Annotated in this window: 28 protein-coding genes; 21 read left to right on the top strand and 7 right to left on the bottom strand. The window is 69.9% G+C overall.

Annotated features, from left to right (window positions below):
- Nucleotides 1-2 precede the first annotated feature (2 nt).
- From JJB11_RS14795 to JJB11_RS14770, 6 genes are all read left to right on the top strand, one after another.
- Nucleotides 3-1,763 (top strand): GMC family oxidoreductase, encoded by a 1,761-nt coding sequence (locus JJB11_RS14795; protein WP_201172579.1) that lies wholly within the window; start codon nt 3-5, stop codon nt 1,761-1,763.
- 10 nt (nt 1,764-1,773) lie between these two features.
- Complete coding sequence (locus JJB11_RS14790) at nt 1,774-3,444, top strand: c-type cytochrome (RefSeq protein WP_201172577.1); 1,671 nt, start codon at nt 1,774-1,776, stop codon at nt 3,442-3,444.
- Between the two features lie 60 nt (nt 3,445-3,504).
- Nucleotides 3,505-4,494 (top strand): SDR family oxidoreductase, encoded by a 990-nt coding sequence (locus tag JJB11_RS14785; RefSeq protein ID WP_201172576.1) that lies wholly within the window; start codon nt 3,505-3,507, stop codon nt 4,492-4,494.
- 93 nt (nt 4,495-4,587) lie between these two features.
- Nucleotides 4,588-5,646: a DMT family transporter gene (locus JJB11_RS14780; RefSeq protein WP_201172574.1), complete on the top strand. Its 1,059-nt coding sequence runs from the start codon at nt 4,588-4,590 to the stop codon at nt 5,644-5,646.
- Between the two features lie 156 nt (nt 5,647-5,802).
- Nucleotides 5,803-6,840 carry a Cj0069 family protein gene (locus JJB11_RS14775; RefSeq protein ID WP_201964857.1) on the top strand — a complete coding sequence of 346 codons (1,038 nt, stop codon included), beginning with the start codon at nt 5,803-5,805 and terminating at the stop codon, nt 6,838-6,840.
- 193 nt (nt 6,841-7,033) lie between these two features.
- Entirely contained in the window at nt 7,034-8,143 is a 1,110-nt protein-coding gene (locus JJB11_RS14770; protein WP_201172572.1) for a hypothetical protein, read from the top strand.
- 28 nt (nt 8,144-8,171) lie between these two features.
- Here the strand turns inward: JJB11_RS14770 and JJB11_RS14765 are convergent, their stop codons facing one another.
- Nucleotides 8,172-8,558, bottom strand: coding sequence for a response regulator (locus JJB11_RS14765; protein ID WP_201172571.1), 387 nt, complete (start codon nt 8,556-8,558; stop codon nt 8,172-8,174).
- 297 nt (nt 8,559-8,855) lie between these two features.
- Between JJB11_RS14765 and JJB11_RS14760 the strand changes: the two genes are divergently transcribed.
- From JJB11_RS14760 to JJB11_RS14745, 4 genes are all read left to right on the top strand, one after another.
- The gene (locus JJB11_RS14760; protein ID WP_201172570.1) at nt 8,856-9,650 is read left to right on the top strand and encodes an alpha/beta fold hydrolase; all 795 of its coding nucleotides are present in this window, start codon (nt 8,856-8,858) and stop codon (nt 9,648-9,650) included.
- Nucleotides 9,651-9,652: 2 nt separating this feature from the next.
- Complete coding sequence (locus JJB11_RS14755; RefSeq protein WP_201172569.1) at nt 9,653-10,792, top strand: PAS domain-containing sensor histidine kinase; 1,140 nt, start codon at nt 9,653-9,655, stop codon at nt 10,790-10,792.
- A gap of 250 nt (nt 10,793-11,042) precedes the next feature.
- Nucleotides 11,043-11,255, top strand: a complete 213-nt coding sequence (locus tag JJB11_RS14750) for a hypothetical protein (RefSeq protein ID WP_201172568.1) — start codon at nt 11,043-11,045, stop codon at nt 11,253-11,255.
- 34 nt (nt 11,256-11,289) lie between these two features.
- A complete protein-coding gene (locus JJB11_RS14745) occupies nt 11,290-11,652 on the top strand; it encodes a hypothetical protein (RefSeq protein ID WP_201172567.1) in 363 nt (120 codons plus the stop codon).
- On the opposite strand, the gene JJB11_RS14740 is transcribed toward JJB11_RS14745, so the two are convergent.
- Together JJB11_RS14740 and JJB11_RS14735 are read right to left on the bottom strand one after the other, a co-directional pair.
- Nucleotides 11,649-13,298, bottom strand: a complete 1,650-nt coding sequence (locus JJB11_RS14740; RefSeq protein ID WP_201172565.1) for an FAD-dependent oxidoreductase — start codon at nt 13,296-13,298, stop codon at nt 11,649-11,651. The genes JJB11_RS14745 and JJB11_RS14740 overlap by 4 nt on opposite strands.
- A gap of 4 nt (nt 13,299-13,302) precedes the next feature.
- On the bottom strand, nt 13,303-14,277 hold the full coding sequence (locus JJB11_RS14735; protein ID WP_201172564.1) for a Bug family tripartite tricarboxylate transporter substrate binding protein: 975 nt from the start codon (nt 14,275-14,277) through the stop codon (nt 13,303-13,305).
- A gap of 117 nt (nt 14,278-14,394) precedes the next feature.
- Between JJB11_RS14735 and JJB11_RS14730 the strand changes: the two genes are divergently transcribed.
- The 5 genes from JJB11_RS14730 (at nt 14,395) to JJB11_RS14710 (ending at nt 19,767) form a co-directional block, all read left to right on the top strand.
- Nucleotides 14,395-16,131 carry an ABC transporter permease gene (locus JJB11_RS14730; RefSeq protein WP_201172561.1) on the top strand — a complete coding sequence of 579 codons (1,737 nt, stop codon included), beginning with the start codon at nt 14,395-14,397 and terminating at the stop codon, nt 16,129-16,131.
- A complete protein-coding gene (locus JJB11_RS14725; protein ID WP_201964856.1) occupies nt 16,128-17,456 on the top strand; it encodes an ABC transporter ATP-binding protein in 1,329 nt (442 codons plus the stop codon). The genes JJB11_RS14730 and JJB11_RS14725 overlap by 4 nt, the downstream gene beginning before the upstream one ends.
- Before the next feature lie 205 nt (nt 17,457-17,661).
- The gene (locus tag JJB11_RS14720) at nt 17,662-18,627 is read left to right on the top strand and encodes an EamA family transporter (protein WP_201172559.1); all 966 of its coding nucleotides are present in this window, start codon (nt 17,662-17,664) and stop codon (nt 18,625-18,627) included.
- Nucleotides 18,628-18,750: 123 nt separating this feature from the next.
- Nucleotides 18,751-19,179 (top strand): Hsp20/alpha crystallin family protein, encoded by a 429-nt coding sequence (locus JJB11_RS14715; RefSeq protein ID WP_201172557.1) that lies wholly within the window; start codon nt 18,751-18,753, stop codon nt 19,177-19,179.
- Between the two features lie 174 nt (nt 19,180-19,353).
- Entirely contained in the window at nt 19,354-19,767 is a 414-nt protein-coding gene (locus JJB11_RS14710) for a phasin family protein (protein ID WP_201172555.1), read from the top strand.
- Nucleotides 19,768-19,773: 6 nt separating this feature from the next.
- Here the strand turns inward: JJB11_RS14710 and JJB11_RS14705 are convergent, their stop codons facing one another.
- The gene (locus JJB11_RS14705) at nt 19,774-20,286 is read right to left on the bottom strand and encodes a flavodoxin family protein (RefSeq protein WP_201172552.1); all 513 of its coding nucleotides are present in this window, start codon (nt 20,284-20,286) and stop codon (nt 19,774-19,776) included.
- 92 nt (nt 20,287-20,378) lie between these two features.
- Between JJB11_RS14705 and JJB11_RS14700 the strand changes: the two genes are divergently transcribed.
- From JJB11_RS14700 to JJB11_RS14675, 6 genes are all read left to right on the top strand, one after another.
- Nucleotides 20,379-21,335 (top strand): acetyltransferase, encoded by a 957-nt coding sequence (locus JJB11_RS14700; RefSeq protein WP_201172549.1) that lies wholly within the window; start codon nt 20,379-20,381, stop codon nt 21,333-21,335.
- Between the two features lie 138 nt (nt 21,336-21,473).
- Nucleotides 21,474-21,707, top strand: a complete 234-nt coding sequence (locus JJB11_RS14695; protein WP_201172748.1) for a hypothetical protein — start codon at nt 21,474-21,476, stop codon at nt 21,705-21,707.
- A 29-nt stretch (nt 21,708-21,736) separates the two neighbouring features.
- A complete protein-coding gene (locus JJB11_RS14690; RefSeq protein ID WP_201172547.1) occupies nt 21,737-22,678 on the top strand; it encodes a 1-phosphofructokinase family hexose kinase in 942 nt (313 codons plus the stop codon).
- A gap of 93 nt (nt 22,679-22,771) precedes the next feature.
- Nucleotides 22,772-23,815 (top strand): hypothetical protein, encoded by a 1,044-nt coding sequence (locus tag JJB11_RS14685; RefSeq protein WP_201172545.1) that lies wholly within the window; start codon nt 22,772-22,774, stop codon nt 23,813-23,815.
- A 5-nt stretch (nt 23,816-23,820) separates the two neighbouring features.
- On the top strand, nt 23,821-24,174 hold the full coding sequence (locus JJB11_RS14680; RefSeq protein WP_201172543.1) for a copper resistance CopC family protein: 354 nt from the start codon (nt 23,821-23,823) through the stop codon (nt 24,172-24,174).
- 30 nt (nt 24,175-24,204) lie between these two features.
- The gene (locus tag JJB11_RS14675) at nt 24,205-25,179 is read left to right on the top strand and encodes a CopD family protein (RefSeq protein WP_201172541.1); all 975 of its coding nucleotides are present in this window, start codon (nt 24,205-24,207) and stop codon (nt 25,177-25,179) included.
- 69 nt (nt 25,180-25,248) lie between these two features.
- Here the strand turns inward: JJB11_RS14675 and JJB11_RS14670 are convergent, their stop codons facing one another.
- From JJB11_RS14670 to JJB11_RS14660, 3 genes are all read right to left on the bottom strand, one after another.
- On the bottom strand, nt 25,249-25,443 hold the full coding sequence (locus JJB11_RS14670) for a hypothetical protein (protein WP_201172526.1): 195 nt from the start codon (nt 25,441-25,443) through the stop codon (nt 25,249-25,251).
- Nucleotides 25,444-25,577: 134 nt separating this feature from the next.
- Complete coding sequence (locus JJB11_RS14665; RefSeq protein WP_201172522.1) at nt 25,578-25,988, bottom strand: four-helix bundle copper-binding protein; 411 nt, start codon at nt 25,986-25,988, stop codon at nt 25,578-25,580.
- A 212-nt stretch (nt 25,989-26,200) separates the two neighbouring features.
- Nucleotides 26,201-26,587, bottom strand: a complete 387-nt coding sequence (locus JJB11_RS14660; RefSeq protein ID WP_201172519.1) for a response regulator — start codon at nt 26,585-26,587, stop codon at nt 26,201-26,203.
- Nucleotides 26,588-26,608 lie beyond the last annotated feature (21 nt).

Below are 26,608 nucleotides of genomic sequence, written 5' to 3'. Positions count from 1 at the left end.
CAATGGCCCAACGTCTTCCTCCCGTCGATGCAGTCGTGATCGGCTTCGGCTGGACCGGCGCCATCATGGCCCAGGAGCTCACCGACGCCGGCCTGAACGTGCTGGCGCTCGAACGCGGCGCCTGGCGCGACACGCCGACCGACTTCGCGCCCACCTTCGCGCAGGACGAGCTGCGCTACTACTTTCGCCACGCGCTGTTCGAGAAGCTCGCGCACGAGACGCTCACGATCCGCAACAACCCGGGGCAGACGGCGCTGCCGATGCGGCGCCTGGGATCGTTCCTCCCCGGCACCAACGTCGGCGGTGCCGGCGTGCACTGGAACGGGCAGACCTGGCGCTTCCTGCCGTCGGACTTCGTCGCGCGCAGCCACAACCTGCAGCGCTACGGCGCCTCCGCCCTGCCGGCCGACATGACGATCCAGGACTGGGGCGTCACGTACGACGAGCTCGAACCGCACTACGACCGCTTCGAATACCTGTGCGGCATCTCGGGCAAGGCGGGCAACCTGAACGGCGCCATCCAGGAGGGCGGCAACCCGTTCGAGGGCCCGCGCAAGCGCGAGTACCCCAACCCGCCGATGGCCATGACGCTGCCGCCGACGCTGTTCGCCGAGGCCGCCCGCTCGCTGGGCTACCACCCGTTCCCGCAGCCTTCGGCCAACATGTCGCGCGCGTACACGAACCCGCTGGGCGTGCAGCTGGGGCCGTGCACCTACTGCGGCTTCTGCGAGAAGTTCGCCTGCGGCAACTACTCGAAGGCGAGTGCCCAGACGACCATCCTGCCGGTGCTGATGCGCAAGCCCAACTTCACGCTGCGCACGGAGTCGGAGGTGATCAAGATCAATCTCGACTCCACCGGCAAGCGCGCAGTCAGCGTCAGCTATGTCGACGCGTCCGGCAAGGAGTACGAGCAGCCGGCCGACCTGATCCTGCTCACGGCCTACATCCTGCACAACGTGCGCCTGCTGCTCGTCTCCGGCATCGGCAAGCCGTATGACCCGGTGAGCGGCCAGGGCGTGATCGGCAAGAACTACGCCTACCAGATCACGTCGTCGGTGAACGTCTTCTACGACGACAAGATCCTCAATCCCTTCATCGGCGCGGGCGCGCACGGGATGCTGGTCGACGAATTCAACGGCGACAACTTCGACCACTCGGGCCTGGGCTTCATCGGCGGCGGCTTCATCGGCATCGTGCAGACCGGTGCGCGACCGATCGAGACGCACCCGGTGCCCGACGGCACGCCGCACTGGGGGTCTGCCTGGAAGAAGGCGGTGGCGCAGAACTACCTGAAGTCCACCAGCGTGGCCACGCACGGCGCGGTGATGAGCCACCGCACCAACTACCTGGACCTCGATCCGACCTACCGCGATGTCTACGGCCGGCCGCTGATGCGCATGACCTTCGACTTCACGGACAACGAGCACCGCATGTCCGACTACCTCACCGACAAGGCGGCGGAGATCGCGCGGGCGATGAAGCCGCGCGAGATCAAGGTGAACAAGCGCAAGGGCAGCTGGGACGTCGTGCCCTACCAGACGACGCACAACACCGGCGGCGCGATCATGGGCACGGACCCGGCCACCAGCGCCGTCAACCGCTACCTCCAGAGCTGGGACGTGCCCAATCTGTTCGTGTTCGGGGCCAGCGCCTTCCCGCAGAACCCCGGCTACAACCCGACGGGCACGGTCGGCGCGCTGACCTACTGGGCGGCCGAAGCGATCCGCACGCGCTACCTCAAGGCGCCGGGTCCTCTGGCCTGAAGGAGGCGACATGCGCACATCCTCCATCCTCATCGTCGGCGGGCTGGCCGCGGCGGTCGTCGCCACCACCCTGGTGTTCGCCCAACCCAAGAGCGCGCCGCAGCAGCCCGCGCCGTCCGTGCAGCCACCCACGGGTACCTCCGACGTGCAGGTGCAGCGCGGCAAATACCTGGTGGCGCTGGGCGACTGCGTCGCCTGCCACACGCAGCAGGGCGGCGCGCGCTTCGCCGGCGGCCGGGCCGTGCAGACGCCGTTCGGCACGATCTACAGCGCGAACATCACGCCCGACAAGGACACCGGCATCGGCGACTGGACCGCCGACCAGTTCTACCGCGCACTGCACGAAGGCATCGACGACGAAGGCCACCACCTCTATCCGGCCTTCCCTTACAACTACTACACCGGCATCACGCGCGAGGACTCGGACGCGATGCTCGCGTACATGAAGAGCATCCCCGCGGTGCGGCACGACTTCGAGCGCAACCAGCTGCCCTTCCCGTTCAACCAGCGCTGGCTGCTCACCTTCTGGAACGCGCTGTTCCTGGACAAGGGTCCCTACCAGGCCAACCCAAGCAAGTCGCCGCAGTGGAATCGCGGGGCCTACCTGGTCCAGACGCTGGGCCACTGCGAGGCGTGCCACACGGCCAAGAACTTCCTCGGGGCGCCCAAGCACGACCAGGCGTTCCGCGGCGGCACCTTCGGCACCTGGTACGCGCCCGACATCACCGGCAACCGGCGCTCGGGCATCGGCGGCTGGACCGACGACGCGCTGCGCGAGTTCCTGCGCCAGGGCACGAACGTGCACAGCGCGGCCTCCGGTGAAATGGGTGAGGTGGTGGCCTTCTCGACTTCGCAGATGAACGACGATGACCTGCAGGCCGTGATCACCTACCTGCGCGGCCTGCCGGCGTCGCCCGAGCCCGAAGTCAAGCAACCCGACCAGGCCGTGATGAAGCAGGGCGAAGCCATCTTCCAGGACACCTGCTCGGCCTGCCACCGCATGGACGGCCAGGGCGTGCCGCGCTTCTTCCCGCCGCTGCAGCAGGACGCCAACCTGCAGCAGTCGGACCCGACCTCCGTGCTGCACTTCATCCTGGCGGGCACGCGCAAGGTGCCGACCGATCGCGCGGCTACGCCCCTGGCTATGCCGGCGTACGACTGGAAGCTCGGTGACCAGCAGATCGCGGCCGTCGCCACCTTCGTGCGCAACAGCTGGGGCAATCGCGCTTCGCCGGTCACCGCGGAGCAGGTGGACAAGCTGCGCAAGCAGTTGCCGCGTCCGCAGGGCACGCCGGCGCAGGCCGACACCAGCGCAGCGGGCGGCAACCCGCTCGCGCATCCGGGACCCGAGACCCTCGGCCGCGCCGGCACCGACAGCCGCGACAACGGCACGCCGAATGCGGGGCGCGCCGCCACGAACACAGCGCTGATTCCCGCCACGCATGCCAGCGACGCTGCGAGTGCGGCGGGCGGCGGCAATCCGGCCACCGGCGGTGGAACCTCGGGCGCGGGCAGCACCTCGGGTGGCGGCAGCACCGCGGGTGGCGGCAGCACCTCGGGTGGCGGCACCTCCGGCAGCGGCACGTCGGGCACGTCGGGCGGCGCCGGCGCCGGCGGCGGTGGTGCGAAGCAGCAGCAAGGCGGCCATCCGGCCGGCGTGCCGAGCCCGGGTCCGGGCTGAGGCGATCGCGAGCCAAGCAACGGGCGCGCCTTCGCTGGCCGCTGCCACGAAGGAGAACGCATGAATGCACAGCAGCGCCGCGTCGTCGTGATCACGGGGGCATCGGCGGGCGTGGGACGCGCGACCGCGTGCGAGTTCGCATCGCATGGCTGGCGCGTCGCGCTGCTCGCGCGCGGCGAAGACGGACTCCAGGGCGCCCGCGCGGACGTGGAACGCCTGGGCGGCGAAGCGCTGGTCCTGCCCACCGACGTCGCCGACGCCGACGCGGTGGAAGCCGCAGCGGCGCAGGTGGAGGCACGCTGGGGTGCGATCGACGTGTGGGTCAACGACGCGATGGCGACCATCTTCTCCGACGCGCTGTCGATCGCGCCGGCCGACTTCAAGCGGGCGACGGAGGTCACCTACCTGGGCGCGGTGTGGGGCACGCTGGCGGCACTGCGGCGCATGAAGCCACGCGACCGCGGCACCATCGTGCAGATCGGCTCCGCGCTCGCCTACCGCTCGATCCCGCTGCAGGCGCCCTACTGCGGCGCCAAGGCCGCGATGCGTGGCTTCACCGATTCCATCCGCTGCGAGCTCGATCACGACCGCAGCAACGTGCACATCACGATGGTCCACCTGTCGGCCTTCAACACGCCTCAGTTCGAGTGGGGCCGCACGACGCTGGCGAAGCGGCCGCGCCCGATGGGCAAGATCTTCCAGCCGGAGGTCGCCGCGCGCGCGGTGTACCACGCCGCCACGCACCAGCGCCGCGAGTGGTGGGTGGGCTGGCCCGCGGTGCAGGCCATCCTGGGCCAGCGCGTGGTGCCGGGATTCCTCGATCGCATGCTCGGTCGCACGGCCGTGGACGGTCAGCACACCGACGAGCCACTGCCGCCCGGCCGCCAGGACAACCTCTGGCAGCCCGTGGCCGGCGACCACGGCGCGCACGGCCGCTTCGATGCGCTGGCCCACGCGCACAGCGTGCAGACCTGGGCCGATCGCAATCGCGCGGCGCTGGCGCTGGGCGCGCTCGCGGCGGCGCTGGCGTGGAGCCTGCGCCGGCGCTGAACGACTTCAGCGCGCGAGCAGGCGGCCCTCGCGTTGATGTCCACGGTGGCGTACAGCCAGTAAGGCTGCGGCGCGGGCTATGCTTCGCGCCACATGAACGACACTGTCCCGGCGCGCCAGCCCGCGCAACGCGGTGCGTGGCTGGCCGTGCTGGCCGCCACGCTGTTCGGCATCAGCACGCCGCTGGTTCAGCGTGCCGGCACCGGGCTGGGCCCCTTCATGACCGCAGCCCTGCTCTATGCCGGCGCGGCCCTGCTCGGTGCGCTGTTGCGCCGCGCGCCGGAACGCGAGGCGCAGGTCCGCCGCACGGACCTGCCGCGGCTGCTCGCGATGGCGGCCTTCGGCGCCGTCGCCGGTCCGGTGGCGCTCGCCTGGGGACTGCAGCACACCAGCGGCACGAGCGCATCGCTGATGCTGTCGCTCGAGGCCTTGTTCACCGCGCTGCTGGCGCGCGTTCTCTACGGCGAGTCCATGGATCGCCGCGTGCGGTTCGCGATGGCGCTGCTGCTGGCCGGCGGCATCGTGCTCGTGCTCGATCGCAGTTCGGCGGGACAGACGCAGATCGCCGGCTTGCTCGCGGTCCTGCTCGCGACCGCAGCCTGGGGCATCGACAACACGCTCTCGCGCGCGCTTGCCGAACGCGACCCGGCGCAGGTGGTGCTGGTGAAGGCCGCGCTCGGCGCGCCCGCCGCCCTGCTGCTGGCGCTGGCCTGGGGCGAGGCGATGCCGCGTGCGCCCCAGGCGCTCGCGCTGCTGCTGATCGGCGCGAGCGGCTATGGCCTGAGCCTCAGGCTGTACCTGCTGGCGCAGCGCGCCTTCGGCGCCGCGCGCACCGGCTCCGTATTCGCGTTCGCACCCTTCATCGGCGCCCTGGTGGCCGCCGCGCTGGGCGAAGGCGCGCTGGACTGGGGCACGGCTGCGGGCGGGGTCGTCATGCTGGCGGGCGTGGTGCTGCACCTGCGCGAGCGCCACGAGCACGCGCACGTGCACGAGGCGCTGGTGCATGAACACGCGCACAGGCACGACGACGGTCACCACGACCACGTGCACGACGTGCCACCGGCGGGCGAGCACAGCCACCTGCATCGCCACGAGCCGACGCAGCACAGCCATCCGCACGTGCCCGACGCGCATCACACGCACCGGCATTGAGGCGGGGCGCTGGCGTGCGCCCCGCTCGCAATCTGAGCTGCTCCTCGCTAGAATGCCTGCGTGGGGTCACGAGCAGGCTCCCCGCATCCGCAAGAGGCTCGCGCCTCCAAGCTCTGCTCCTGAACGGGCCGCATCGGCCCAATGAGGAGCGCGACCTTGTCCACTTCCCCTGTTGCCCTGCTCTATCCCGGCGACCGCGCCACGCGCGATCGCTCCGACCCGGCCGCAAGCCGGTTCGCCCCGCTGTTCGAGGCCTTCGCTGCCGCCGGCATGGCTGCGGCGCCCGCCGTCTACCACGACGATTTCGCAGAGGAGGTCGAGGCGCAATTGCGCGGCGTCCGCGTGGTGCTGGTGTGGTGCAACCCGATCGAAGGCGGGCGGCGCCGCGACCGGCTCGATGCGATGCTGCGCCGCCTCGCCGCAGCCGGCACCGTGGTCAGCGCGCATCCCGACGCCATCCTCAAGCTCGGGACCAAGGACGTGCTGTTCGACACGCGCGACCTGCCCTTCGGCAGCGATGTGCAACGGGTCGACAGCCTCGCGCAGCTCGAACGGGAATTGCCTGCGCGCCTGCGCATCGGCGCGCGCGTGCTGAAGCAGCATCGCGGCCAGAGCGGCGCGGGCATCTGGCGCGTCGAACTCGCGGATGCCGACTCGTCGCCACCGCTGCTGCGCGTGCGGCATGCACAGCGAGGCAGCGAGGAAGAACGGCTCGCTCTCCCCGCGCTGCTGGACAAGCTCGCGCCCTACTTCGACCCGGCCAACGGCGGCCACATGATCGACCAGGCCTGGCAGCCCCGGCTCGTCGACGGCATGGTGCGGGCCTACCTGGTGGAAGACCGCGTTGCCGGCTTCGGGCACCAGGCGATCAACGCGCTGTTCCCCGCGTCGCCAGGCCAGCCCGCGCCGCAGCCCGGGCCGCGGCTCTATCACGGACCGGAGCTGCCGGCCTTCCAGGGCCTGCGGCGGCGGCTGGAAACCGAGTGGGTCGAGCTGCTGCGAGCGCGCGTCGGGTTGCCGCGCGAGCAGCTGCCCTTGCTGTGGGATTGCGATTTCCTGTTCGGTGAACGGGGCCCGGACGGCGACGAACGCTTCGTGCTCTGCGAGATCAACGCCAGCAGCGTGGCGCCGTTCCCACCGTCCGCGATAGTGCCTATGGTGGCAGCGGTGCGTGCACGACTGGAGCGCGCCTGACCGGCAGCGGCAAAAACGCGAACGACACGCAAATCGAAACGCATACTTACTGGTTACGACAAACAACCGCTTGCAGCGTACGCTGCGCAACTAACCCGTGTGGACGCGTCGCGAGGGCTCCGTTCGTGCAGGGAATGTCCTACAGTCCAGGCTCTGCAGATATGCGCCAATCGGCTGCAGTCCGTCCGCACCCATGCAAGTCGAGCATCAGTTCCAGCCCCATCGTCCCACTCTCATCCTCGGCCTGATCGGGTTCACGCGGGATGCGGCGGCCGAAGTGCAGCGCGTCCTCGACACGCGCGGGCCCCCGGCCGTCCAATGGCGCTTCGGCGAACTCGCGGAAGCCGACGCATGGTGGGCCTGCGGCGCGCGGGTGCAACTGCTCGGGGACGGCAGCGTGCGCATCGGCCCGGGCGAGCCCGGTGGTCGCTCCGTGCGCCTGTCGCTCGCGCAGGTGCAGCGTCCGGTCGCATTCTCGCAACCGGTGGCCAGCCGTGACTTCGAGCCGACGTACACGTTCCGCACCGAGGATCCCGCGAGCATGGCCGCCATGCTCTCGGCCATGGAGTCGCAGTGGCTTGCCGGCACGGCAGCGCGCCTGTGGATCGCCGCCCGGCTGATCGAGGCCGAAGGCGCGCTGTCGCAACGGATCTACCACATCGTCGGCGGCGGGCGGCTGCTGGCGGTGATCGACCGCACTGGCGAGATCGGGCTGATGCCGGGCGTGAACGCGGAGCAACTCGAACGCGGCCAGTGGCTGGCGCGTCCCTCGTCGGCCGCCTACATCCCGGCCAATTTCCAGCGCACGACGATCTCGGAGGTGCTCTGGTCCTTTGCGCTGCGCACGCACGACGACCTCCTGCCTGCCCACTACCGCACGAGGCCGCTGTACTACCGCCGTCCGCCCAAGCTCGATCAACGCCTGCTCGGTGACGAGCACCTGCTCGTGATGCGCGAGCTGTTCCTCGGCCCGGGACGGTTCGCGGAGTTGCAGCAAAGAACCGGACTGGTCGCCGAGCGGCTGGCCCGGGCGCTGGCCGCCTTGTACCTGACCGGCAGCATCACATCGAACCGGGCGCGCGTGCCGCGCGAGACGGGATTGCCCGCCGGCCCGCAGCCGCAGTCCCAGTCGCAGTCGCAGTCGCGCCAGGAAAGCATGTGGACGCCGAGCGCGATGTCCACGCAGACGGACGGGAACTCGCAACACGACTTCACGGTGCCTGCACGACTGGCGCACGATCGCGCTGCCGTCGATGCCGCGAAGGCGCTGGAGATCGCCGAGCGCGCGGCACGCCACGCGTGAGGGCGTGCACCGGCGGCGTTCGCAGCCCTCAGCCGGCCGCGGCGTCGCCGGCCAGGCCGCGCACGTAATCCAGCATCTGCGCGAGATCCGATTTCTTGAACACGGCGTCCGCGCCGAGCGCGACGCATCGTTCGGCGACGGCGGGCGTCACGAAGTCGCTGAACACGACCACCCGGGTGAAGGCGCCGAACGACTTCGCGTGGCGAATCAGCCCGAAACCCGAGCCGCCGGGCAGCAGCAGCAGGTCGGTGATCAGCACGTCCCAGGTCCGCTGCTGCGAAACCAGCCAGTCCGCCGCCGCCATTTCGGAGTTCGCCGAGCCCACGATCTCCACGTCGGCGATCGTCACCAGCAACTCGGCGAGGGAGTCGAGGGCTAGCTTGTTGTCTTCAGCGATGAAGATGGTGAGCGCCACGCGCGGGAGTCCTCGCTTCGCTTGTCAAGCCACGCGGCAAACCGGACCGGAGCAGAGTACCGGCTGTGCACCTCCGGCGTACGACCTGCCGGGGGTGCGCCCACCGCACCCAAGACGCACATTCGATGCGCATAGGCGGGCGGTCGTTGTGGGACCGGGCTGCTTCCGCCGTAGTACGTCGCCTACACCCGGCTCGGGCACCCCGCGTGCTGCAGCCCTTCGGCACAGTCGGCCCGGGCCTACATACAAGGCAGCGCTGCGGATACAGACTGCCGCCTTGCCCCCGACCCGAGAACCATGTCCGTCCTGAATCGCAACAACGTCAAGCTGGTCGGCTCAGGGCCCCCCATGCTGTTCCTGCACGGCTTCGGCTGCGACCAGAACATGTGGCGCCTGATGGCGCCCCACTTCTCCGAGAGCTTCACGTGCATCCTCGTGGACCTCGTGGGCAGCGGCGGATCGGACCTGTCGGCGTATTCGCCGGCGAAGTACGCCACGCTGGACGGCTATGCCGCCGACGTGTGCGAGGTGCTGGCGGAGGTGACGACCGCGCCCGCCATCTGCGTCGGTCATTCCGTGAGCGCGATGATCGGGCTGCTCGCCAACCTGCGCTGTCCCGATGCCTTCCTTGCGCAGGTGATGGTCGGTCCGTCGCCCTGCTACATCAACGACGGCGACTATGTCGGCGGCTTCGAACGCGAGGATATCGAGGGCCTGCTCGAGACGCTGGAGAGCAACTATCTCGGCTGGTCCAGCAACATGGCCCCGGCGATCATGGGCGCGCCCGACCAGCCGGAACTCGCCCGCGAGCTCACCAGCAGCTTCTGCCGCACCGACCCGGAGATCGCCAAGCAGTTCGCGCGCGTGACCTTCCTGTCCGACCTGCGCTCCGAGCTGCCCAAGCTGCAGGCGCCCACCTTGATCCTGCAATGCAGCGAGGACGTGATCGCCCCGCGGAGCGTCGGCGAGTACATGCAGAAGCGCATTCCCGATTGCACGCTGCGGATCATCGAGAACGTGGGCCACTGCCCGCACCTCAGCGCACCGAGTGCGAGTACCGCCGCGATGGAACAGTTCATCGCCCGGCTCTAGCCATGCACGCGGGATCCCTCCCCGGTGCCGAGGAACTCTACGATTCGGCCCCTTGCGGCTTGCTGCTGGCAGAGCCGGACGGGCAGGTGATTGCCGCCAACCGGACGCTGTGCACCTGGCTGCGCTGCTCGCGCGAGGACCTCGCCGGGCGCAAACGCTTCCAGGACCTGCTGACCGTCGGCGGCCGGATGTTCTGGCACACGCACCTGCAGCCCTTGCTGCAGATGCAGCCTTCCGTGGCGGAGGTGAAACTCGAACTGCGGCGTCCCGACGCCGCGCCGCTGCCCGTGATGGTGAACATCGCCAGGCAGGGCGCGAACGGCGCGAAGCTGCTGCACATCGCGATCTTCGTCGCCGAGGACCGCCACAAGTACGAGCGCGAGCTGCTGCTGCAGCGCAAGCGGGCCGAAGAGCTCTCCGCCCAGCACGCGCGCGACCAGCAGAACATCGTCGACGCCCGCTCGGAAGCGGAGGATCGCGCGACGTTCGCGGAGCAGCTCGTGGGTGTCGTGAGCCACGACATCCGCAATCCCCTGTCCGTGGTCCACATGAGCACCATCCTGCTGGAGCGGGGCATCTCGCCCGAGCAGCAGCAGCAGGTGGTCGACCGCATCAAGCGGGCCGTCGCCCGCATGCAGCACCTGATCTCGGACTTGCTCGATTTTTCGCAGGCGCGGCTCGGGCGCGGCCTGTCCATCCGCAAGCGCCAATGCGACCTCCAGCAGGCGATCGCGGACGGCGTGCTGGAGCTCGCCATCGCCTTCCCCGACCACAGCCTGCGGCATGAGCGGCAGGGCGAAGGGGACATCGAGGCCGACCCGGAGCGGATCGTGCAGGCGGTCGGCAACCTGGTCGCGAACGCCGCGAACCACGGGGCCAAGGGCGAGCTGATCACCGTGCGCAGCGAGTTCGGCGAGAGCCGCTTCTGCGTGACCGTGCACAACCAGGGCAAGCCGATTCCGCCGGACATCCTGCCGCAGCTGTTCGAACCCATGGTGCGTGGCGCGGCGCCGGGGGCGAGCCAGGGCGTGGGCCTCGGCCTGTTCATCGTGCGCGAGATCGCCCGCGGCCATGGCGGCATGGTGCGGGTCCGCTCGGACGAGAGCGGGACCGCGTTCACGATCGAGTTGCCCCGCGGATAGGCAGGGTGGCTGATCGGAGAAGTCAACGCAGAGGACGCAAAGGTCGCGCAGAGGACGCAGGGAAGACATTCAAGATGGTTTTCCGTGCGTCCTCTGCGTAACCTCTGCGCATTCTGCGTTCTCCTGGCCTGATCACGCGCCAGCCTTCGTGTCCAGCTTGCACCGCGGCGCGGCAGCAGGAGCAAACCTGCGCGATGAACGCTTTCGTGTCGTGTTCGGCCGCGTTGGCTGCCGCAATATGATTCTGCCCATGAGCCAGCAAACCGAACACGTCCAGGAGTGGCTGCAGATCCACCGCGAACTGATGGAGCTGGAGACGGCTTTCACCGACCTGGCGATGCGCGCGGTGCACGGCGAAGTGCCGGCGGACCAGCTCCAGCAGGAGCGGCAGCATCTGCTCACGACACGCGAGCTGTGCACCGCCGCTTACGAACGCGCCTTCCCGAAGCCGGCAAACCGCTGAAGGAACCCTCCTGGATCCCCGCCAGAATGCGCTGATGTCCCTGCACCACCGCATCGAGCACCGCAGCGGCTACTCCCTGGTGTCGCTGCAGGGCGACCCGTCGCTCGGCCAGTTCCTCTCCTTCGTCGAGCTCATGGGCCCCGAGACAAGGTCCTGGCCGGTCGCGCGCGGACTGTTCGATCTGCGGGAGATCTCGACGCTGAAATCGGTCACCGACCACGTGGCGATCGGCCAGGCCGTCGCCCGCCACCTCGCGCACATGGACCGGATCGCGTCGCTGGTCCTGCCGGACCGTGCCACCGGCATCAGCCGGAAGGAAGCGCAAGGCGCCGGGGTGAACCTGGCGGTATTCGTGGACGAACCCGCCGCCGTGGAGTGGCTGCTGGGGCGCGACTAGCTGCGCCCTGCCCCGCACAGCATCGCCACCAGCCCGCTCGCGTGCGCCGGCAGCGCATCGCCGCGCCAGGCCACATGCTGGTCGTCGCGGCAAAGCAGCAGGGCGTGCCGGTACGCGGCGGGTGGCTCGACGCCGGCGACGTCGACGATCGTCAAGGGCATGCCGCGCTCGCGCGCCGCCGATTGCAGCGGCGCCACGTCCGCGCGCACGTCGAAGCGCAGCAAGGTGTAGCCGGCCCCGAACGCGTCGTACAGCGAGCGGCCGTCCGCCAGCCAGAAGTGCGGCGCGCGGCAACCCGGCACCGTCGATTCCGTGAAGTCGCCCATCGTGTACGCGGGTGGCGTCTCGCCGTCGCCGGCGATGATGGGCGAGCCCTGGTAGAAGTAGCCGAAGTTGAGCCCCGCACAGCAGAACTGCTGCACGTTGAGCGCATACGCCTCCTCGCCCACCTCGCGCCGCGCCTGCGCACCGGCCGCGTCCTGGGCCTCGATGTTCGCGGGCACCGCGCGCCGCGCCTTGATCATCTTGGCGGCGTGGTCCATGGCGAAGTTCGACACCTGCATGGTGATCGGCTGCCGTTCGGCCTCGTACGCATCCAGGATGGCTTCGTCGCCCCAGCCCTGCAGGCGTGCCGCGAGCAGCCACGAGAGGTTGAGCGCGTCGGCGATGCCCGCGTTCATGCCGTAGCCTGCATAGGGCACCCAAAGGTGCGCCGCATCGCCGGCGATGAACACGTTGCGGTCGCGGAAGCGGTCGGCCACGAGGCGGCGGCCCACCCAGTCCTCCTTCGACAGCACCTCGTACTGGAAATCGGGACCGACGCCGAGGATCTGGCGGATGGCCCAGTCGCGGTCGATCGTGTCGAAGTCCGGCTCGTCGGGATTGAGGTGGTTGTGCACCAGCCAGGTCTCGTGCCCGTCGATGGCGAACACCGTGCCGCAGCGGCGCGGGTTCACCGAGTAATACGACCACGCGGGCTTGCCCGGAATCATGGCGCGCAACTGCGGCGCGCGGATGTAGGTGGACTGCACGCGCTGGATCACGGGCGTGCCTTCCAGCTTCGCACCGATCGCCTTGCGCACGGTGGAACTGCCGCCATCGCAGCCGACCATGTAGCGGCAGCGGATGCGCCGCTCGGCGCCGGTGTCCAGGTCCAGCGCCGTCGCTTCGACGCCGCCCTCGCGCTGCGCGAACAATGTGAGCTGCGTGCGGTTCAACAGCGTCACGCCTTGCAGCGCCGCCGTGTGTTCCAGCAGGATGGGCTCCAGGAACAGCTGGTTGATGCGGTGCGGCGGCTCCGGCGTTGGCCACCAGGTATCCGGGCCTTCCCTGGACGTGTAGCGATCGGCGCGGCACGGGATGGGAATGCGCGTGAGCTCGGTGCCGGTGACGCTGGTGCGGAATACCACGTCGTTGGGATAGTCCGCCGGCAGCCCCGCATCGCGCAGCTTCTCCGCCACGCCGAGCCGGCGGAAGCGCTCCATGGTGCGCGCCGCGACGTGGTTGCACTTCACATTGGGCGGCTCGGCGTACCGGCGGATCTCGGCGATCACTACCTGCACGCCGCGCGCGGCGAGGTCCATCGCAAGCGTCAGGCCCACGGGGCCAGCGCCCACCACCAGGACGTCGGTGTCCAGCACATTCATGGGCTCAGTCCAATTTGATGTTGGCCTGGTGGATCACCTTGGCCCACTTTGTCGTCTCGGAACGGATGTAGGCCTCGAAGGCTTCCGGCGTCGTTGGCATGGGCTCGACGCCGAGGTCGCGCATGTGCGTGCGGATCGCCTCGTCGTTGAGGGCGCCCGTGATCTCCGCATTGAGCCGCTGCACCACGGCAGGCGGCGTGCCCGCGGGCGCGACCACGCCGAACCAGCCGATCGACTCGTAGCCGGCGAGCCCCGCCTCGGACGCGGTGGGCACGTCGGGCAGTTGCGGCAGGCGGCGCGGGCTGGTGACGGCGTACGCGACCAGCTTGCCCGCGCGGATCTGTTGCAGTGCCGCCGGCAGGTCCACCACTGCGAGCTGCACGTTGCCCGCGAGCACGGCGAGCGCCGCCGGACCCGAGCCCTTGTACGGCACCTGCACGAGCTTGACGTCGGCCATCTGCGCCAGCAGCGCGGCCGAGAGATGCATTGCCGTGCCGTTGCCGCCGTGCGCGATGGAGAACTTGTCCGGCTGCGCCTTGGCCAGCGCGAGCAGGTCCTTCAGCGTGTGCGCGGGCAGGGTCGGACTGCCCACCAGCACGAACGGAATCGCCGCGAGCCCCGACACCGCCTGGAAGTCCTTCAGCGGATCGAAGGGCATCTGCGCATACAGGCTGCTGTTGGCCGACAGTGCACCGGCCGCGCCGACGCCAAGCGTATATCCGTCGGCCGGCGCCTTGGCCACCAGCGAGAGGCCGACGTTGCCACCCGCACCCGGCCGGTTGTCGACGATCACCTGCTGGCCGAGCTTCTCGGTCAGGCGCGGCACGATCATGCGCACCACCGCATCGGCGCTGCCTCCGGGTGGAAAGGTCACCACCATGCGCACGGGTTGGTGCGGGAGGTCGGTGGTCTGGGCCGCAACGGCCATGGTGAGCCCCGCCAGCACGAGGGCGGCGGCGGCGCGCGCGAGTGTTCGCATGCATGTCTCCTTGTGGGCGCATTGGAGCGGACGCGCGTGCACCCGGCAATGCGGACATTCCACGATCGCCTGCGAAGGCGCGGCGTCAGGCACTTGGTGCAAGATCCGGGCGCCAGCATGTTCACCATCTTTTCTTCCCGCCGCACCGGCACTTCCCTGTTCGCGACGACGCCCAACCGGTGGGACTGGGCGCTGCTGCCCATCGTGTTGTGCGTGTTCGCGGCGCTGGCGTTCGGCGCGGCGCAGATGACGCGGCCCTTCGTCCTGGGCCAGCCGACGCCGATCTCGCTAAATCCGGTGCAACTTCCCTACTACCTGCTGCGGACGATCCTGCGCATGTTCATGGCGCTGACGTGCTCGCTGCTCTTCAGCTTCGTGTTCGCCACGCTCGCCGCCAAGTACCGCGCTGCGGAGAAGATGCTGATCCCGCTGCTGGACGTGCTGCAGTCGGTGCCCATCCTCGGCTTCCAGGCCATCGCCATCGCGCCCTTCATCGCGCTGTTCCCCGGCAACCTGCTGGGTGTGGAATGCGCCGCGATCTTCGCGATCTTCACTTCGCAGGCCTGGAACATGGCGTTCAGCATGTACCAGTCGATCAAGACCATCCCGCCGGAGCTGAACGAGGCGGCGCGGGTGTTCCGGCTCTCCGGCTGGCAGCGGTTCTGGCGTCTGGAGCTGCCTTTCGCCACCCCCGGCCTGCTGTGGAACATGATGATGTCGATGTCCGGCGGCTGGTTCTTCCTGGTCGCGGCCGAAGCCGTCTCGGTGGCCAACCAGGACATCAAGCTGCCCGGCATCGGCGCCTACATCGCGGTGGCGATCGCGCACGAGGACGGCCGCGCCATCCTGTGGGCGATAGTCGCGATGCTGGCCGGCATCCTGCTGTACGACCAGCTGTTCTTCCGGCCCCTGCTGGCGTGGGCCGACAAGTTCCGCTTCGAGGAGTCGCAGGGCGACACGGCCCAGAACTCGTGGCTGCTGGACTGGGGTCGCCGCAGCGCCCTCGTGCGCGCCATCACCGACCGCTTCTGGGCCCGCATGCGCCGCGCCCTGGGCTGGTTCAGCGCGCCGCGCAGGCAGGACGCGCCAGTGGCCGCGCCGCAGGCGGCCGCCAGCCTCGTCTGGAGCCGCATGTGGGACTTCGCCCTCCTGCTGATCGCCGTGGCCACCGGCCTGGCCTTCTTTCTCTACGTGCACGGCGTCGTCGGCTGGGGCGAGACCTTCCACGTGATCGGCCTGGGCTTCATCACCCTCGCGCGCGTGCTCGTGCTGATCGCGCTGGCTTCGGTGCTGTGGGTGCCGATCTCGGTGTGGATCGGCCTGCGCCCGGCGTACTCGCAGAAGGTGCAGGCGCTCGCGCAGTTCCTGGCCGCGTTCCCGGTGAACCTGATGTTCCCGCTGGTGGTCTATGTGCTGGTCACGTACCGCCTCAACCCCAACATCTGGCTGAGCCCGCTGATGGTGTTCGGCACGCAGTGGTACATCCTGTTCAACGTGGTTGCGGGCGCGTCGACCCTGCCCAACGAGCTGCGGCTCGCGGCCGACAACCTCGGGGTGAGGGGCTGGCTGAAATGGAAACGCATCTACCTGCCGGCGGTGTTCCCGAGCTTCGTGACGGGCGCGATCACCGCCAGCGGCGGTTCGTGGAACGCGAGTATCGTTGCGGAATACGTGACCTGGGGCAAGACTTCGCTGGTGGCGGACGGCCTGGGCAGCTACATCAAGCAGATGACCGATGCCGGTGACTTCCATCGCACGGCCCTGGGGATCGGGGTCATGTGCGTGTTCGTCATGCTGTTGAACCGCTTCTTCTGGCGGCGCCTGTACCTGCTGGCCGAGGATCGCAGCCGATGAAGCAACCGTCGATGAAGAAGTCCCTGCTCGACCTGCAGGGCGTGTCGAAGTCGTTCCGCACGGCCGACGGTGCGCCCCGCCGGGTGCTCGATGGCGTGAACTTCACGCTGGTGGAAGGCGAGATCGTCGCGCTGCTGGGCAAGTCGGGTTCCGGCAAGTCGACGCTGCTGCGCATCATGGCCGGACTGATTCCTGCGGATGGCGGCAGCGTGAGCTACCGCGGCCGCTCCATCGTGGAACCGGTGGACGGCGTGGCCATGGTGTTCCAGTCCTTCGCGCTCTTCCCCTGGCTGACCGTGCAGCAGAACGTGGAGCTCGGACTGGAAGCGCAAGGCGTCGCGGCGGACGAGCGACAGCAGCGCGCCGACGCGATGCTCGAACTCATGGGCCTCGGCGGCTTCGGCGGCGCGCTGCCGCGCGAGCTGTCGGGCGGCATGCGCCAGCGCGTGGGCATCGCGCGGGCGCTGGTCACGAACCCCGACGTGCTGCTGATGGACGAAGCCTTCTCCGCACTCGACGTGCTCACGGGCGAAGGGCTGCGCACCGACATCCTCGAGCTGTGGGACAGCGGGAGCATCCCGACCCGGGGCATCCTGGTGGTCTCGCACAACATCGAGGAGGCGGTGATGATGGCCGACCGCATCATCATCCTCTCCAGCGACCCGGGTCGCATCCGCAGCGAGTACGTCATCGATGTGCCGCGGCCGCGCAACGTGGACTCGGCGCAGGTGCGCACGCTGATCGACGAGGTGTACGGCCTCATGACCATGCGGCCGGCCCCGGCGCCCGCCGTGCTGGCGACCGTCGCACCGCAGGTGGACTACCGGCTGCCGGATACGGACGTCGGTCGCATCGAGGCCGTGCTGGAGCTGCTGGCCGACCCGCCCTTCCTCGGCCGTGCGGACCTGCCAAAGCTCGCGGACGAGGCGGAACTGCCCGACGAGGAACTGTTCCCCACGTACGAAGCGCTCGGCCTGCTGGGACTCGCGCAGGTCGAGAAGGGCGACATCGCCCTGACCCCGCTCGGCCAGCGTTTCGCCGAAGCCGGGCAGGCGCTGCGCCAGGAGATCTTCGGGCAGCAGTTGCTCACGCACGTGCCGCTTGCCGCGCGCATCCGCAAGGACCTGGAGGCGGAGCCGTCGGGCACGCTGAAGGAAGAACGCTTCATCCAGCTGCTGGAAGAGGCCCTCGAAGCCGAGGAAGCCGAGCGCACGCTGGAGATCGCGATCGAATGGGGTCGCTACGGCGAAGTGTTCGAGTACGACTTCAACGCCGGCGTGCTGAAGCTGCCGGACGAGACGATCGAAGCGGAAGCGACCGGCTGATCGCGGCACGTCCTGCGTGCAGATGCGGCAAGCCAGCATCAAGGTGTGGCCCTTCTGCGAGGGGTTACGTGCGCGACGAAGCACAGAAGTGGAGTGCAGTGGTGCGGCAGGCGGGGCTGGCGCCGTAAGCGCGCCGCGCGCTCTCCAGCCTGGCGCGGCGGCGGTTATGCTGGGCCCGTCGTCGCCCGATCGGCGACGGATCCAGATGTCCGCCCAGCCCGCACCCACACCCGCAAGCACAGCAAGGTCGAGCGCGCATGCCGCGTCGGCCGCGCGCCCCTTCACCCGCGGCGAACTGCTCTCCGCCCTGGCGATCGTCGTGATCTGGGGCACGAACTTCGTCGTCATGAAGACGGCGCTGCGCCACTTCACGCCCTTGCAGCTCGGCGCGGGCCGATACCTGTTCGCCGTGCTGCCGCTGCTGTTCTTCGTGCGGCCGCCGCGACTGCACTGGAAATGGGTCGTCCTCTATGGCCTCACGCAGGGCCTGGGCCAGTTCGGGTTCCTGTTCACGGCCCTGCGTGCGGGGATGACGGCCTCGCTCGCGTCGGTGCTGATGCAGACGCAGGTGTTCTTCACCGCGATCTTCGGCTTCGTGCTGCTGCGCGAGCGGCCCGCGCGCCCGCTGCAGGTCGGGCTCGCGCTCGCCGCCGCGGCGCTGGCCTGCTTCGCGCTGCCGTATCTGCTGCCGCACGCGGTCGCCGCGGCCGGGTCCGTCACCGCGGTCGGGCTGGTATTGAACCTGTGCTCGGCCGCGTGCTGGGGCGCGTCCAACATCGTCGCGCGCAAGGCGCAAGCCGCCAGCACCGGCTTCGATCCGCTGAGCCTGGTGGTGTGGGCAAGCGTGGTCCCGGTGCTGCCGTTCATGGGCCTGTCGCTCTGGCTGGATGCGCCCGACGCGCGCTGGCACTGGTTGCAGGCGGACGCCTGGAGCTGGGCGGCCGTGGCCTACCTCGGCTGGGTGGCAACCATCGCCGCCTACGGCATGTGGACCGCGCTGCTCAAGAAGCACCCGGCGAACCGCGTCGCACCCTTCAGCCTCGGTGTGCCGGTGGTCGGCATCGCGGCGGGCATGGGACTGCTCGGCGAGGTGCTCTCCGGCTGGCAATGGGCCGGCATCGTGCTGGTGGCTGCCGCGCTGGGCTGCGTGATGTTCTGGCGGCGACGCTAGCGCCAGCCGCGTGGTGCCATCGCACTTGCGCCACGTCAAGGCACGCGCGAGGTCCCCTTCCTACATTGGACGCAGTGGCGGCTCCATCGCCACGTTCACCCATCACCCAGTGAGGACTTCATCATGAGCAACCTTCGCCTGCTGGACCCGAGCTTCGGGGACAGCTTCGAGACTGCGCTGCGCCGCTTCTTCTCCCCCTCCGTGTTCGAGACCGACCAGCCGCAGCTGAAGATGCGCATCGACGTCAGCGAGAGCGACAAGGCCTACAGCGTCAAGGCCGACCTCCCCGGCGTGAAGAAGGAAGACATCAACGTCCGCGTCGAGGGCAACCTGGTGAGCATCGAAGCCCAGACCAGGAGCGAGAAGGAGGAGAAGGGCGAAGGTGGCAAGGTGCTGCGCAGCGAGCGCTACTACGGCACGATCGCCCGCAGCTTCTCGCTCGGCCAGGAGGTCGATGCGTCCAAGGTCCAGGCGAAGTACGCCGACGGCGTGCTGTCGCTCGAGCTGCCCAAGGCCGCGACGGCCGACAGCCGCCGCATCGCCATCCAGTAAGGCGCCGGCTTGCGGGCGGCGGCCCGAGCGCTGCAGCCTACGCATTCGGTTTCAACCTCGGGACGGGACCTCGCGTAGGCTGGCGGTGAGCAGCGCGAACCCCAGCGACCCGGTGAAGCACCGCAAGCCGGGGTTCGCCTGCGGCTCACCGCCAGCCTACTCCGGAGAACAGTCATGACCCGCGCACGCACCAAGCCCGCCGCCCCCAACGCCCAGGAGAGCCCCGCGCCCTCGGTGGCCCTGGGTCCGGTGTTCGACTTCGGCCGCCAATGGATGTCGGTCGGCACCGAGGCTGCGGGCGTGCTGTCGCGGGGCATGCAGCAGATGAACCGGCTGCAGATGGATGCGCTGCACGACATGCTGGGGCACCAGTCGCCCGCGGCCGAGCGGCTGCAGCGCCAGCCCGATCCCATCCAGCTCATGGAGACCCAGGTGGACGGGTTGCGCTTCGCCTGGGAACGCGGCCTGCGCTGCTGGATGGACCTGGCCGGCGCCGCCGCCGAAATGCAGGGAGAAATGATGGCCTGCGGCGAGCACCTGGTGAACACGGAAGACGTGTTCGCCGCAGTGCGCTCGCTGCACGCCTGAAGCGCTTCAGGCCGCCGACGCGGTGCGCGGCACGCCTTGCAGCGGCCGCACCGCCGAGGGCGGCTGCAGCGCGTTGCCGAACGCGAGCAACGCGCCGGTCGCCGATCCGTCCTCGATCTCCCGTTGCAGGAACGCGGCCTTGGCAATCGGCGCATGGCCCAGGATGCGCGTGACCTCGGCAAACACCTTGTCCGCCCCGCTTGCGTGCTGCGCCACGATCACCGCGACGCGATGCAGGTGCTGCCGGTGCTGCACCAGGAAGCTGCGCATGGGCCCGGGCAGCCGGCCGATCCAGACCGGCGCGACCAGCACCACACAGCGGAAGTCGCCCGGATCGGGGCCGCGGTAGGTGACGGGCGGATGGCGCCGCAGCACCGAATCGAGCACGCAGCGCAGGAGGCCGCGCGGCTGCGGGTCGATCACCTCGCCCAGCGGCCAGCCGCGATGCGAGGCGAGCAACTGCGCGACGCGGCGCGCCGTGCCGGTGTACGAGTAGCAGACGACGAGCATGCTGTCCATGAGAGGGCTCCTTGCTGGCTTTTCCGCAGCGTAGGCAGCAGCCGGAACGGCGAGATGATGCAGATCAAGGGACGGCACGCGAGAATGCGGGCGTGGCCCACTTCGACGTGTTCAACGGCGATGCCGACGGGATCTGCGCGCTGCAGCAGCTGCGGCTCGTGCAGCCCCGCACGGCCACGCTGGTCACCGGCGTCAAGCGCGACATCGGGCTGCTCGCGCGCGTGCCGGCGCAGGCCGGCGACACCGTGACGGTTCTGGACGTCTCCCTCGATCGCAACCGCGCCGCGCTGCTGGCGCTGCTGGCTCGCGAGGTGGACGTGGAATATTTCGACCACCACCATGCGGGCGAGCTGCCCTCGCATCCGCGGCTGCATGCGACCATCGCCACGGAGTCCGGAACCTGCACCAGCCTGATCGTCGATCGCCAGCTGGCCGGCCGGCAACGCGCCTGGGCCATCGTCGGCGCTTTCGGCGACAACCTGCCCGAGCCGGCCGGCACGCTGGCGCAGACGCTGGGGCTGGCGGCGGAGGACGTGCAGGCATTGCGCCGGCTCGGCGAGGCCATCAACTACAACGCCTACGGGGACGACCTGCACGACGTGCTGCTGCCGCCCGCTGAGCTGTTCGTACGCCTGCAGCCCTACGCCGAGCCGCTGGAGTTCCTGGCGCGCGAGCCGGTGGCGGCCGCTCTCGTTGCGCGCTGCGGCGAGGACCTCGCCTGCGCCGATGCGCACGCCATCCGCCTGCCGCAACCCGGTGCCTGGAAGTTGCCCGACGCGGCGTGGGCCCGCCGCGTCTCCGGGTCTTTTGCCAACGTGCTGAGCCAGCGCGAGCCGGAGCGGGCGCATGCTGTGCTGCGCGCTGCGCAGGCCGGCGGCTGGATGGTGAGCGTACGCGCGCCGCGCACGCAGCCGCGCGACGCCGACACGCTGTGCCGCTTGTTCGGCGGCAGCGGCCGGGCGGCCGCCGCCGGCATCGACCACCTGCCCGCGGACCGGCTCGATGCCTTCCTGGCGGCGTTCGCGCGCGCTTATCCGCAGCAGCCCTGAGCTGCGGGCGCCAGGTGTCCGGCCGGTCGAGCGCATCCCCCGCAGCGGCGGCAGGTGTACCGCCAGTCGCCCTTTGCCTGCACCGCCCTTGACGCGGCTCAAGCGGCACGCGCATGCTGTGCTCGATCGTGAGGCACCATGACAGACAAGCGCAAGCAGCCAGCCCGGCGCCAGCCGAAGAAGTCACCCGTCCCACCGCGCCACCCCGCCGCGCCGGAAGTCGACGCGGGCGAGCTTGCCGACGCCGAAAGCCTGGACCCTGCGGAGACGCTGCGCGAAGCCGAAGAAGAGATCGGCATCAACGAGTGGCTGGACCCCGACACGGGCGAGCCGGCCGAAGGCCAGTCGCCGCCGCACATCGAGCGTGAGTAGGTCCTAGCCAGGGAGCGGACTGCCCTCCCATGACCGGCATCCTCACCGTCACGATGAATCCGGCGCTGGACCTCTTCACCACGGTGGAGCGGGTCCAGCCCACGCACAAGCTGCGCTGCGCCTCCCCGGTCGTGCACCCGGGCGGCGGCGGCATCAACGTCGCTCGCGTGCTGGCGCGCCATGGCGCGGACGTGCTGGCATTGCATCCGGCCGGTGGCGTCACGGGCGCGCAGCTGCAGTCGCTGCTGCAGGCCGAAGGGGTCTCCACGCAGGCGATCGCCATCGCAGGCGAGACGCGCGAGAGCTTCGCCGTGCACGAGACGGCCACCGGTCTCGACTGGCGCTTCGTGTTGCCCGGACCCACGCTCGCGCAAGCCGAGTGGCAAGCCTGCCTGGATGCGGCTGCGACCGTGCCGGTGCAGTGCGGCCTCGCCGTCGCGAGCGGCAGCCTGCCGCCCGGCGTGCCGGAGGACTTCTACGCGCGGCTGGCGACGCGGCTCGCGCGGGGCGGCGTGCGGCTGGCCGTCGACAGCTCGGGACCCGCACTGGCACGGGCGCTGGAGGCCGGCGTGTTCCTCGCCAAGCCCAGCCTGCGCGAGCTCGCCGAATTCAGCGGCGCTGCCCTGGACACGCGCGAGCAGCAACTCGCGGCGTGCCGCCGCATCGTCGAGGCCGGACGCGCCGAGGTGATCGCGCTGTCGCTCGGTGCCGGCGGCGCACTGCTCGTCACCGCGCAGCATGCGTGGTTCGCGCCCGCGCTCCCCGTGACCGTCGCCAGCACGATCGGCGCGGGCGACAGCATCCTGGCCGGGCTGGTCCTCGCCATCTCGCGCGGTGAGGCCTTCGCCGCTGCCCTCGCGCAGGGCATCGCCGCGTCGGCCGCGGCATTGCTCACGAGCGGCACGGCTCTGTGCCGGCCGGACGATGTGCAGCGGCTGCTGCCGCAGGTGCGGGTCCAGACGCTGGACTGAGCAGGGCGAGCCGGCGCTGGCGCTGCGTCCGACGCGCAACGACCCGTCCGCCGCATTCCGGCGAGAATGGCGGCCCACCAGAAGACACCCGCAATGAAAGAAAGCTCGCGCCCGTTCGAGGCATGCAGCCGCGCCGGCGGTACCGGCCTTCGTGCTTCCGTGCTGCGCTCGGTCTGCCGCTCGGCCCGGCCGATGCTGCTTCCGCTGGTCACGACCGCCGCCCTGCTCCCCGCGCTGGCGCAGGCCCACGGCTTGGTCGGCCAGCGCTTCTTCCCGGCCACGCTCGCGACCGACGACCCGTTCGTGGCGGACGAACTGTCCTTCCCCACCATCACCTCGACCCGCAGCAGTGCGCAAGGTGACACTCCGGGCACCCGGCAGACGTCCGCCGCGATCGATTTCGCCCGGCGCATCACGCCGGACTTCGGGCTCGCGTTCGGCGCCAGCCGTCTGCGCATCGCGCCGGACGGGCAGCCGACGGCCTCCGGCTGGGACAACGTCTCGATCGGCGCCAAGTACCAGCTGTACACCAACGCGCCGCACGAAACGATCCTGTCGATCGGCGCCGACTGGGACGTGGGCGGCACCGGCAGCAGTTCGGTGGGCGCCGAGCGTTTCAGCACCATCACCCCCACGGTGTACTTCGGCAAGGGCTTCGGCGACCTCGCGACGCCCGCGCTGCGGCCCTTCGCGGTGACGGGCACGGTGGGCGTGGGGATCCCGTCGCGCGCCAGCACCACGACGACCGGCGTGGACCCCGACACGGGACTGGCCACGAGCGAGGTCGAACACCATCCGCATGTCCTGCAGTTCGGGTTCGCAGTGGAATACAGCGTGCCCTACCTGCAGTCGGCGGTGAAGGACGTGGGCCTGGCTGCGCCCTTCGACCGCATGGTTCCTATCGTGGAGTTCACGATGTCCAGGCCGCTCGACCGCGTCGACGATCGCCGCACGACGGGCACCATCAACCCCGGCGTGCTGTGGGCCGGCCGGCAGGTGCAACTGGGACTGGAGGCCGTCATCCCGATGAACAGCCGCAGCGGTCATGGGGTCGGCGTGCTCGCGCAACTGCATTTCTTCCTCGACGACCTGTTCCCGGGCACCTTCGGCCATCCGATGGCGGGAGGGGCCAGGTGAACACGATGCGACGCTGCATCGCGGGCGCGTGCATGGCGCTGCTGGCCGTCGCTGCCCATGCGCATGGCTTCCTGGAGCGCGCCGAGCCGCGCGTCGGCTCGCAGGTGCAAGCCGCGCCCGCGGAGGTGAAGCTGTGGTTCAACGAGCCGCTCGAGATCGCGTTCAGCACGCTCACGGTGCTCGACGCCAGCGGCCGGCGCGTGGACCGCGCCGACGCGCACCTGGATGCGCACAACAAGGCGCTGCTGCGCGTCTCGCTGCCGCCCCTCGCGCCGGGCGTGTACACCGTGCACTGGCGCGCGGTCTCGATCGACACGCACGTCACGCAGGGCGACTTCGTGTTTCGCGTCGGCCCCTGAGCCCGGCGCCGCAGTGAACAGGGGCACGGCTTGGACCTGATCGCGCTCGTCCGCGCGCTGCACCTCGGCGCCGTAGCCGTCCTCATCGGCGGATTGGCCTTCCCCTTGCTGGTCCTGCCGCTGCGCCGGGTTCCGCAGCCGCAGCACGCGGCGCTGTCGGACTGGCTCGCGCGCCTGCGCCTTTACGCGACCTGGGTCGCACTCGCGACCTGGCTGGCCTGGCTGGCGCCCGTGGCCATGGCCATGAGCGGACTCGGCATGGCGCAAGCGCTGCGGCCCGGCGTGCTCGAACTCGTGCTGGCGCAGACACGCTTCGGCCACGTCTGGCTCGTTCGCTGCGCGCTCCTGCTGCTGCTCGCAGGCTGGCTGGCCTGGACGCGGCCCCGCGCTGCGCGCGCGAGCGGCCGCGATGCCATCGGTCTCGCGCTCGCTGCGGCGTTGCTCGTTTCGCAGGTGTTCGCGGGACACGCCACGGCCGCACCGGCCTCGCACGTCGTGGCCGACGCACTGCACCTGGCCGCCGCCGCCGTCTGGATCGGCTGCCTGCCCCCGCTGTTGTTCGTCCTGGCCCGCGCGCGCGCGGGCGCAGCGCCATGGGATGCGCTGGCGCTGGCGGCGGCACGCGGATTCACCGGCATGGGCGTGCTGGCCGTGGCCGTCCTCGCGGTCAGCGGCTTCCTCAACGGCCGCATGATGGTGGGCAGCCTGCAGGCGCTGGTGGACACCGGCTACGGACGGCTCATCCTGGCAAAGATCGTCCTGTTCGCAGTCCTGCTCGCACTGGCCGCGAACAACCGGCTGCGCCTGACCCCGCTGCTCGCCTCCGATCCTGCGCACAGGCTCGTCGCCGCGCGGCGGCTCTGGCGGACCGTGGCAGCGGAGCTGGTGCTGGGCGCGGCCATCTTCGGCATCGTCGGCGTGCTCGCAGGCAGCGAACCGCCGGCGCACCGGGACGACGGGCCCGGTGCCATGCAGGACCACATGGGCGCTCGCATGCCCGAGTGACGTGCACGGAGGCTCCGCGGCCGGAAGCTCGCATCGCCTCGCCTGCGCGAGGCGGGTGGCCGCAGCCTCTTACCGTGCGTTACCGGGCTGCGGCCGATGCCGCTGCGCCTGCGTGCGGCTTTCCGCACTCAGCTTGGCCTGCACCTCGGCCTGCCGGCGAAAGCTTTCGCGCAGCGCCTCGGCGCCCTTCGGGTCGAAGCGGCCGTTGACGTAGTTCGCTGCGTTCTCTTCCGGGAACTGTTCCGAGTCGGTTGCTTGTGCCATGGCATCCTCCACTGCAATGCTCTCGCCACTGTTATACCGGCGTGCGCGTGCCCTCGCCAGTGAAGTGTGGCGCGCATGCAAACACCGACGTGTGCATTGCGCCAAATGCGACAGCCCGCGCGGCCGACGCCGGTTTATTCGTCGGCCAGCACCTGGAAGCCGGAATCGCGCGTGGCGTCGATGGCCGTGCGGGCCGAGCTCGTGACCGCATCGATGAGCGCATTGCATTCCATGGCACAGCGGCGGCAGACCCGCACGACCAGGCTCCACGCCGCGCTGTTCACGCCCGGCGGCATCTGCGGCGTCGCGCACGCCATGCACATCTCGGCGCACCAGCGCAGGAGTTCCAGGTCGGCGTCGCCCTCGCGCAAGGCGCGCGACACGAGTCCGCAAACGGACGCGCACGAGACCATCGCGAGGTGCGGCCTGCTGTACGGGTCGGTGCCCGGACTGGTGTACGCGTTGTCCGTCGCGAGCGCGGCCTCGCAGGCCAGCGCGCACAGCTCGCTCGCCTGGATGCACCGGTCGATCAATCTCTTGCTCACCCCCAACTCCTGGTACGCGGGTGCATGGCCCGCCCAATATCCAAGCCGCCGATCCGACCCGCCACGACATTGGCGTGGCCCAGTGTCGCTGCTGCGACAACTCAAGCTTAACGCCGAGTCCCTGCGCCGGGATGACGTTGTTTGCTTAACCGGGAAGTGCTATTCGGGGCGATTGCGGATCGCAGAACGGCCGCCGTGCGCAGTCGCCATTCTCACGCCGCCGGACTGTCCGGCAAGTACGCGTCGAGCCACTTGAGCAAGGCGTCGCCTTCGGCCTTGTCGATGACCGCCGTCGCTCCGAGGCTCTTGCAGCGCTGCGCCACGCCCGCACTCGCATAGCCGCTGAACACCACGATGGGCGCATGCGCCGCCACTTGCCGCGCCCGCTCGATCACGCTGAAGCCGCTGCCCTGCGCCAGGATCAGGTCCACGATCGCGAGGTCCCAGCCGTGCGGGTTGTCGTCGAGCCAGAGCTTGGCTTCCGCTTCCGTCGTGGCAATGCCTTCGAGGCGGAACTTCTTCGACGATGCGAACAGCTCGTTGAGCAGGTCTCGCATCGACGCGAGATCCTCGACGAGGAAGACACGGATGGGGGTCACGGCGGGAGGGAAGGTACGTTT

Source organism: Ramlibacter ginsenosidimutans, assembly GCF_016654015.1.
Lineage (GTDB): Bacteria > Pseudomonadota > Gammaproteobacteria > Burkholderiales > Burkholderiaceae_C > Ramlibacter > Ramlibacter ginsenosidimutans.
The sequence above is the reverse complement of the archived record's forward strand: the minus strand, read 5'-3'. Positions and strand labels throughout refer to the sequence as shown.

Coding starts and splice junctions, on each gene's coding strand:
- JJB11_RS14740 (WP_201172565.1), bottom strand. CDS start 13,298: ATGAATGTGCTGGACACCGACGTCCTGGTGGTGGGCGCTGGCCCCGTG.
- JJB11_RS14710 (WP_201172555.1), top strand. CDS start 19,354: ATGACCCGCGCACGCACCAAGCCCGCCGCCCCCAACGCCCAGGAGAGC.
- JJB11_RS14755 (WP_201172569.1), top strand. CDS start 9,653: ATGCACGCGGGATCCCTCCCCGGTGCCGAGGAACTCTACGATTCGGCC.
- JJB11_RS14730 (WP_201172561.1), top strand. CDS start 14,395: ATGTTCACCATCTTTTCTTCCCGCCGCACCGGCACTTCCCTGTTCGCG.
- JJB11_RS14720 (WP_201172559.1), top strand. CDS start 17,662: ATGTCCGCCCAGCCCGCACCCACACCCGCAAGCACAGCAAGGTCGAGC.
- JJB11_RS14780 (WP_201172574.1), top strand. CDS start 4,588: ATGAACGACACTGTCCCGGCGCGCCAGCCCGCGCAACGCGGTGCGTGG.
- JJB11_RS14760 (WP_201172570.1), top strand. CDS start 8,856: ATGTCCGTCCTGAATCGCAACAACGTCAAGCTGGTCGGCTCAGGGCCC.
- JJB11_RS14795 (WP_201172579.1), top strand. CDS start 3: ATGGCCCAACGTCTTCCTCCCGTCGATGCAGTCGTGATCGGCTTCGGC.
- JJB11_RS14735 (WP_201172564.1), bottom strand. CDS start 14,277: ATGCGAACACTCGCGCGCGCCGCCGCCGCCCTCGTGCTGGCGGGGCTC.
- JJB11_RS14670 (WP_201172526.1), bottom strand. CDS start 25,443: ATGGCACAAGCAACCGACTCGGAACAGTTCCCGGAAGAGAACGCAGCG.
- JJB11_RS14695 (WP_201172748.1), top strand. CDS start 21,474: ATGACAGACAAGCGCAAGCAGCCAGCCCGGCGCCAGCCGAAGAAGTCA.
- JJB11_RS14680 (WP_201172543.1), top strand. CDS start 23,821: ATGCGACGCTGCATCGCGGGCGCGTGCATGGCGCTGCTGGCCGTCGCT.
- JJB11_RS14725 (WP_201964856.1), top strand. CDS start 16,128: ATGAAGCAACCGTCGATGAAGAAGTCCCTGCTCGACCTGCAGGGCGTG.
- JJB11_RS14685 (WP_201172545.1), top strand. CDS start 22,772: ATGAAAGAAAGCTCGCGCCCGTTCGAGGCATGCAGCCGCGCCGGCGGT.
- JJB11_RS14690 (WP_201172547.1), top strand. CDS start 21,737: ATGACCGGCATCCTCACCGTCACGATGAATCCGGCGCTGGACCTCTTC.
- JJB11_RS14715 (WP_201172557.1), top strand. CDS start 18,751: ATGAGCAACCTTCGCCTGCTGGACCCGAGCTTCGGGGACAGCTTCGAG.
- JJB11_RS14785 (WP_201172576.1), top strand. CDS start 3,505: ATGAATGCACAGCAGCGCCGCGTCGTCGTGATCACGGGGGCATCGGCG.
- JJB11_RS14790 (WP_201172577.1), top strand. CDS start 1,774: ATGCGCACATCCTCCATCCTCATCGTCGGCGGGCTGGCCGCGGCGGTC.
- JJB11_RS14745 (WP_201172567.1), top strand. CDS start 11,290: ATGTCCCTGCACCACCGCATCGAGCACCGCAGCGGCTACTCCCTGGTG.
- JJB11_RS14770 (WP_201172572.1), top strand. CDS start 7,034: ATGCAAGTCGAGCATCAGTTCCAGCCCCATCGTCCCACTCTCATCCTC.
- JJB11_RS14705 (WP_201172552.1), bottom strand. CDS start 20,286: ATGGACAGCATGCTCGTCGTCTGCTACTCGTACACCGGCACGGCGCGC.
- JJB11_RS14750 (WP_201172568.1), top strand. CDS start 11,043: ATGAGCCAGCAAACCGAACACGTCCAGGAGTGGCTGCAGATCCACCGC.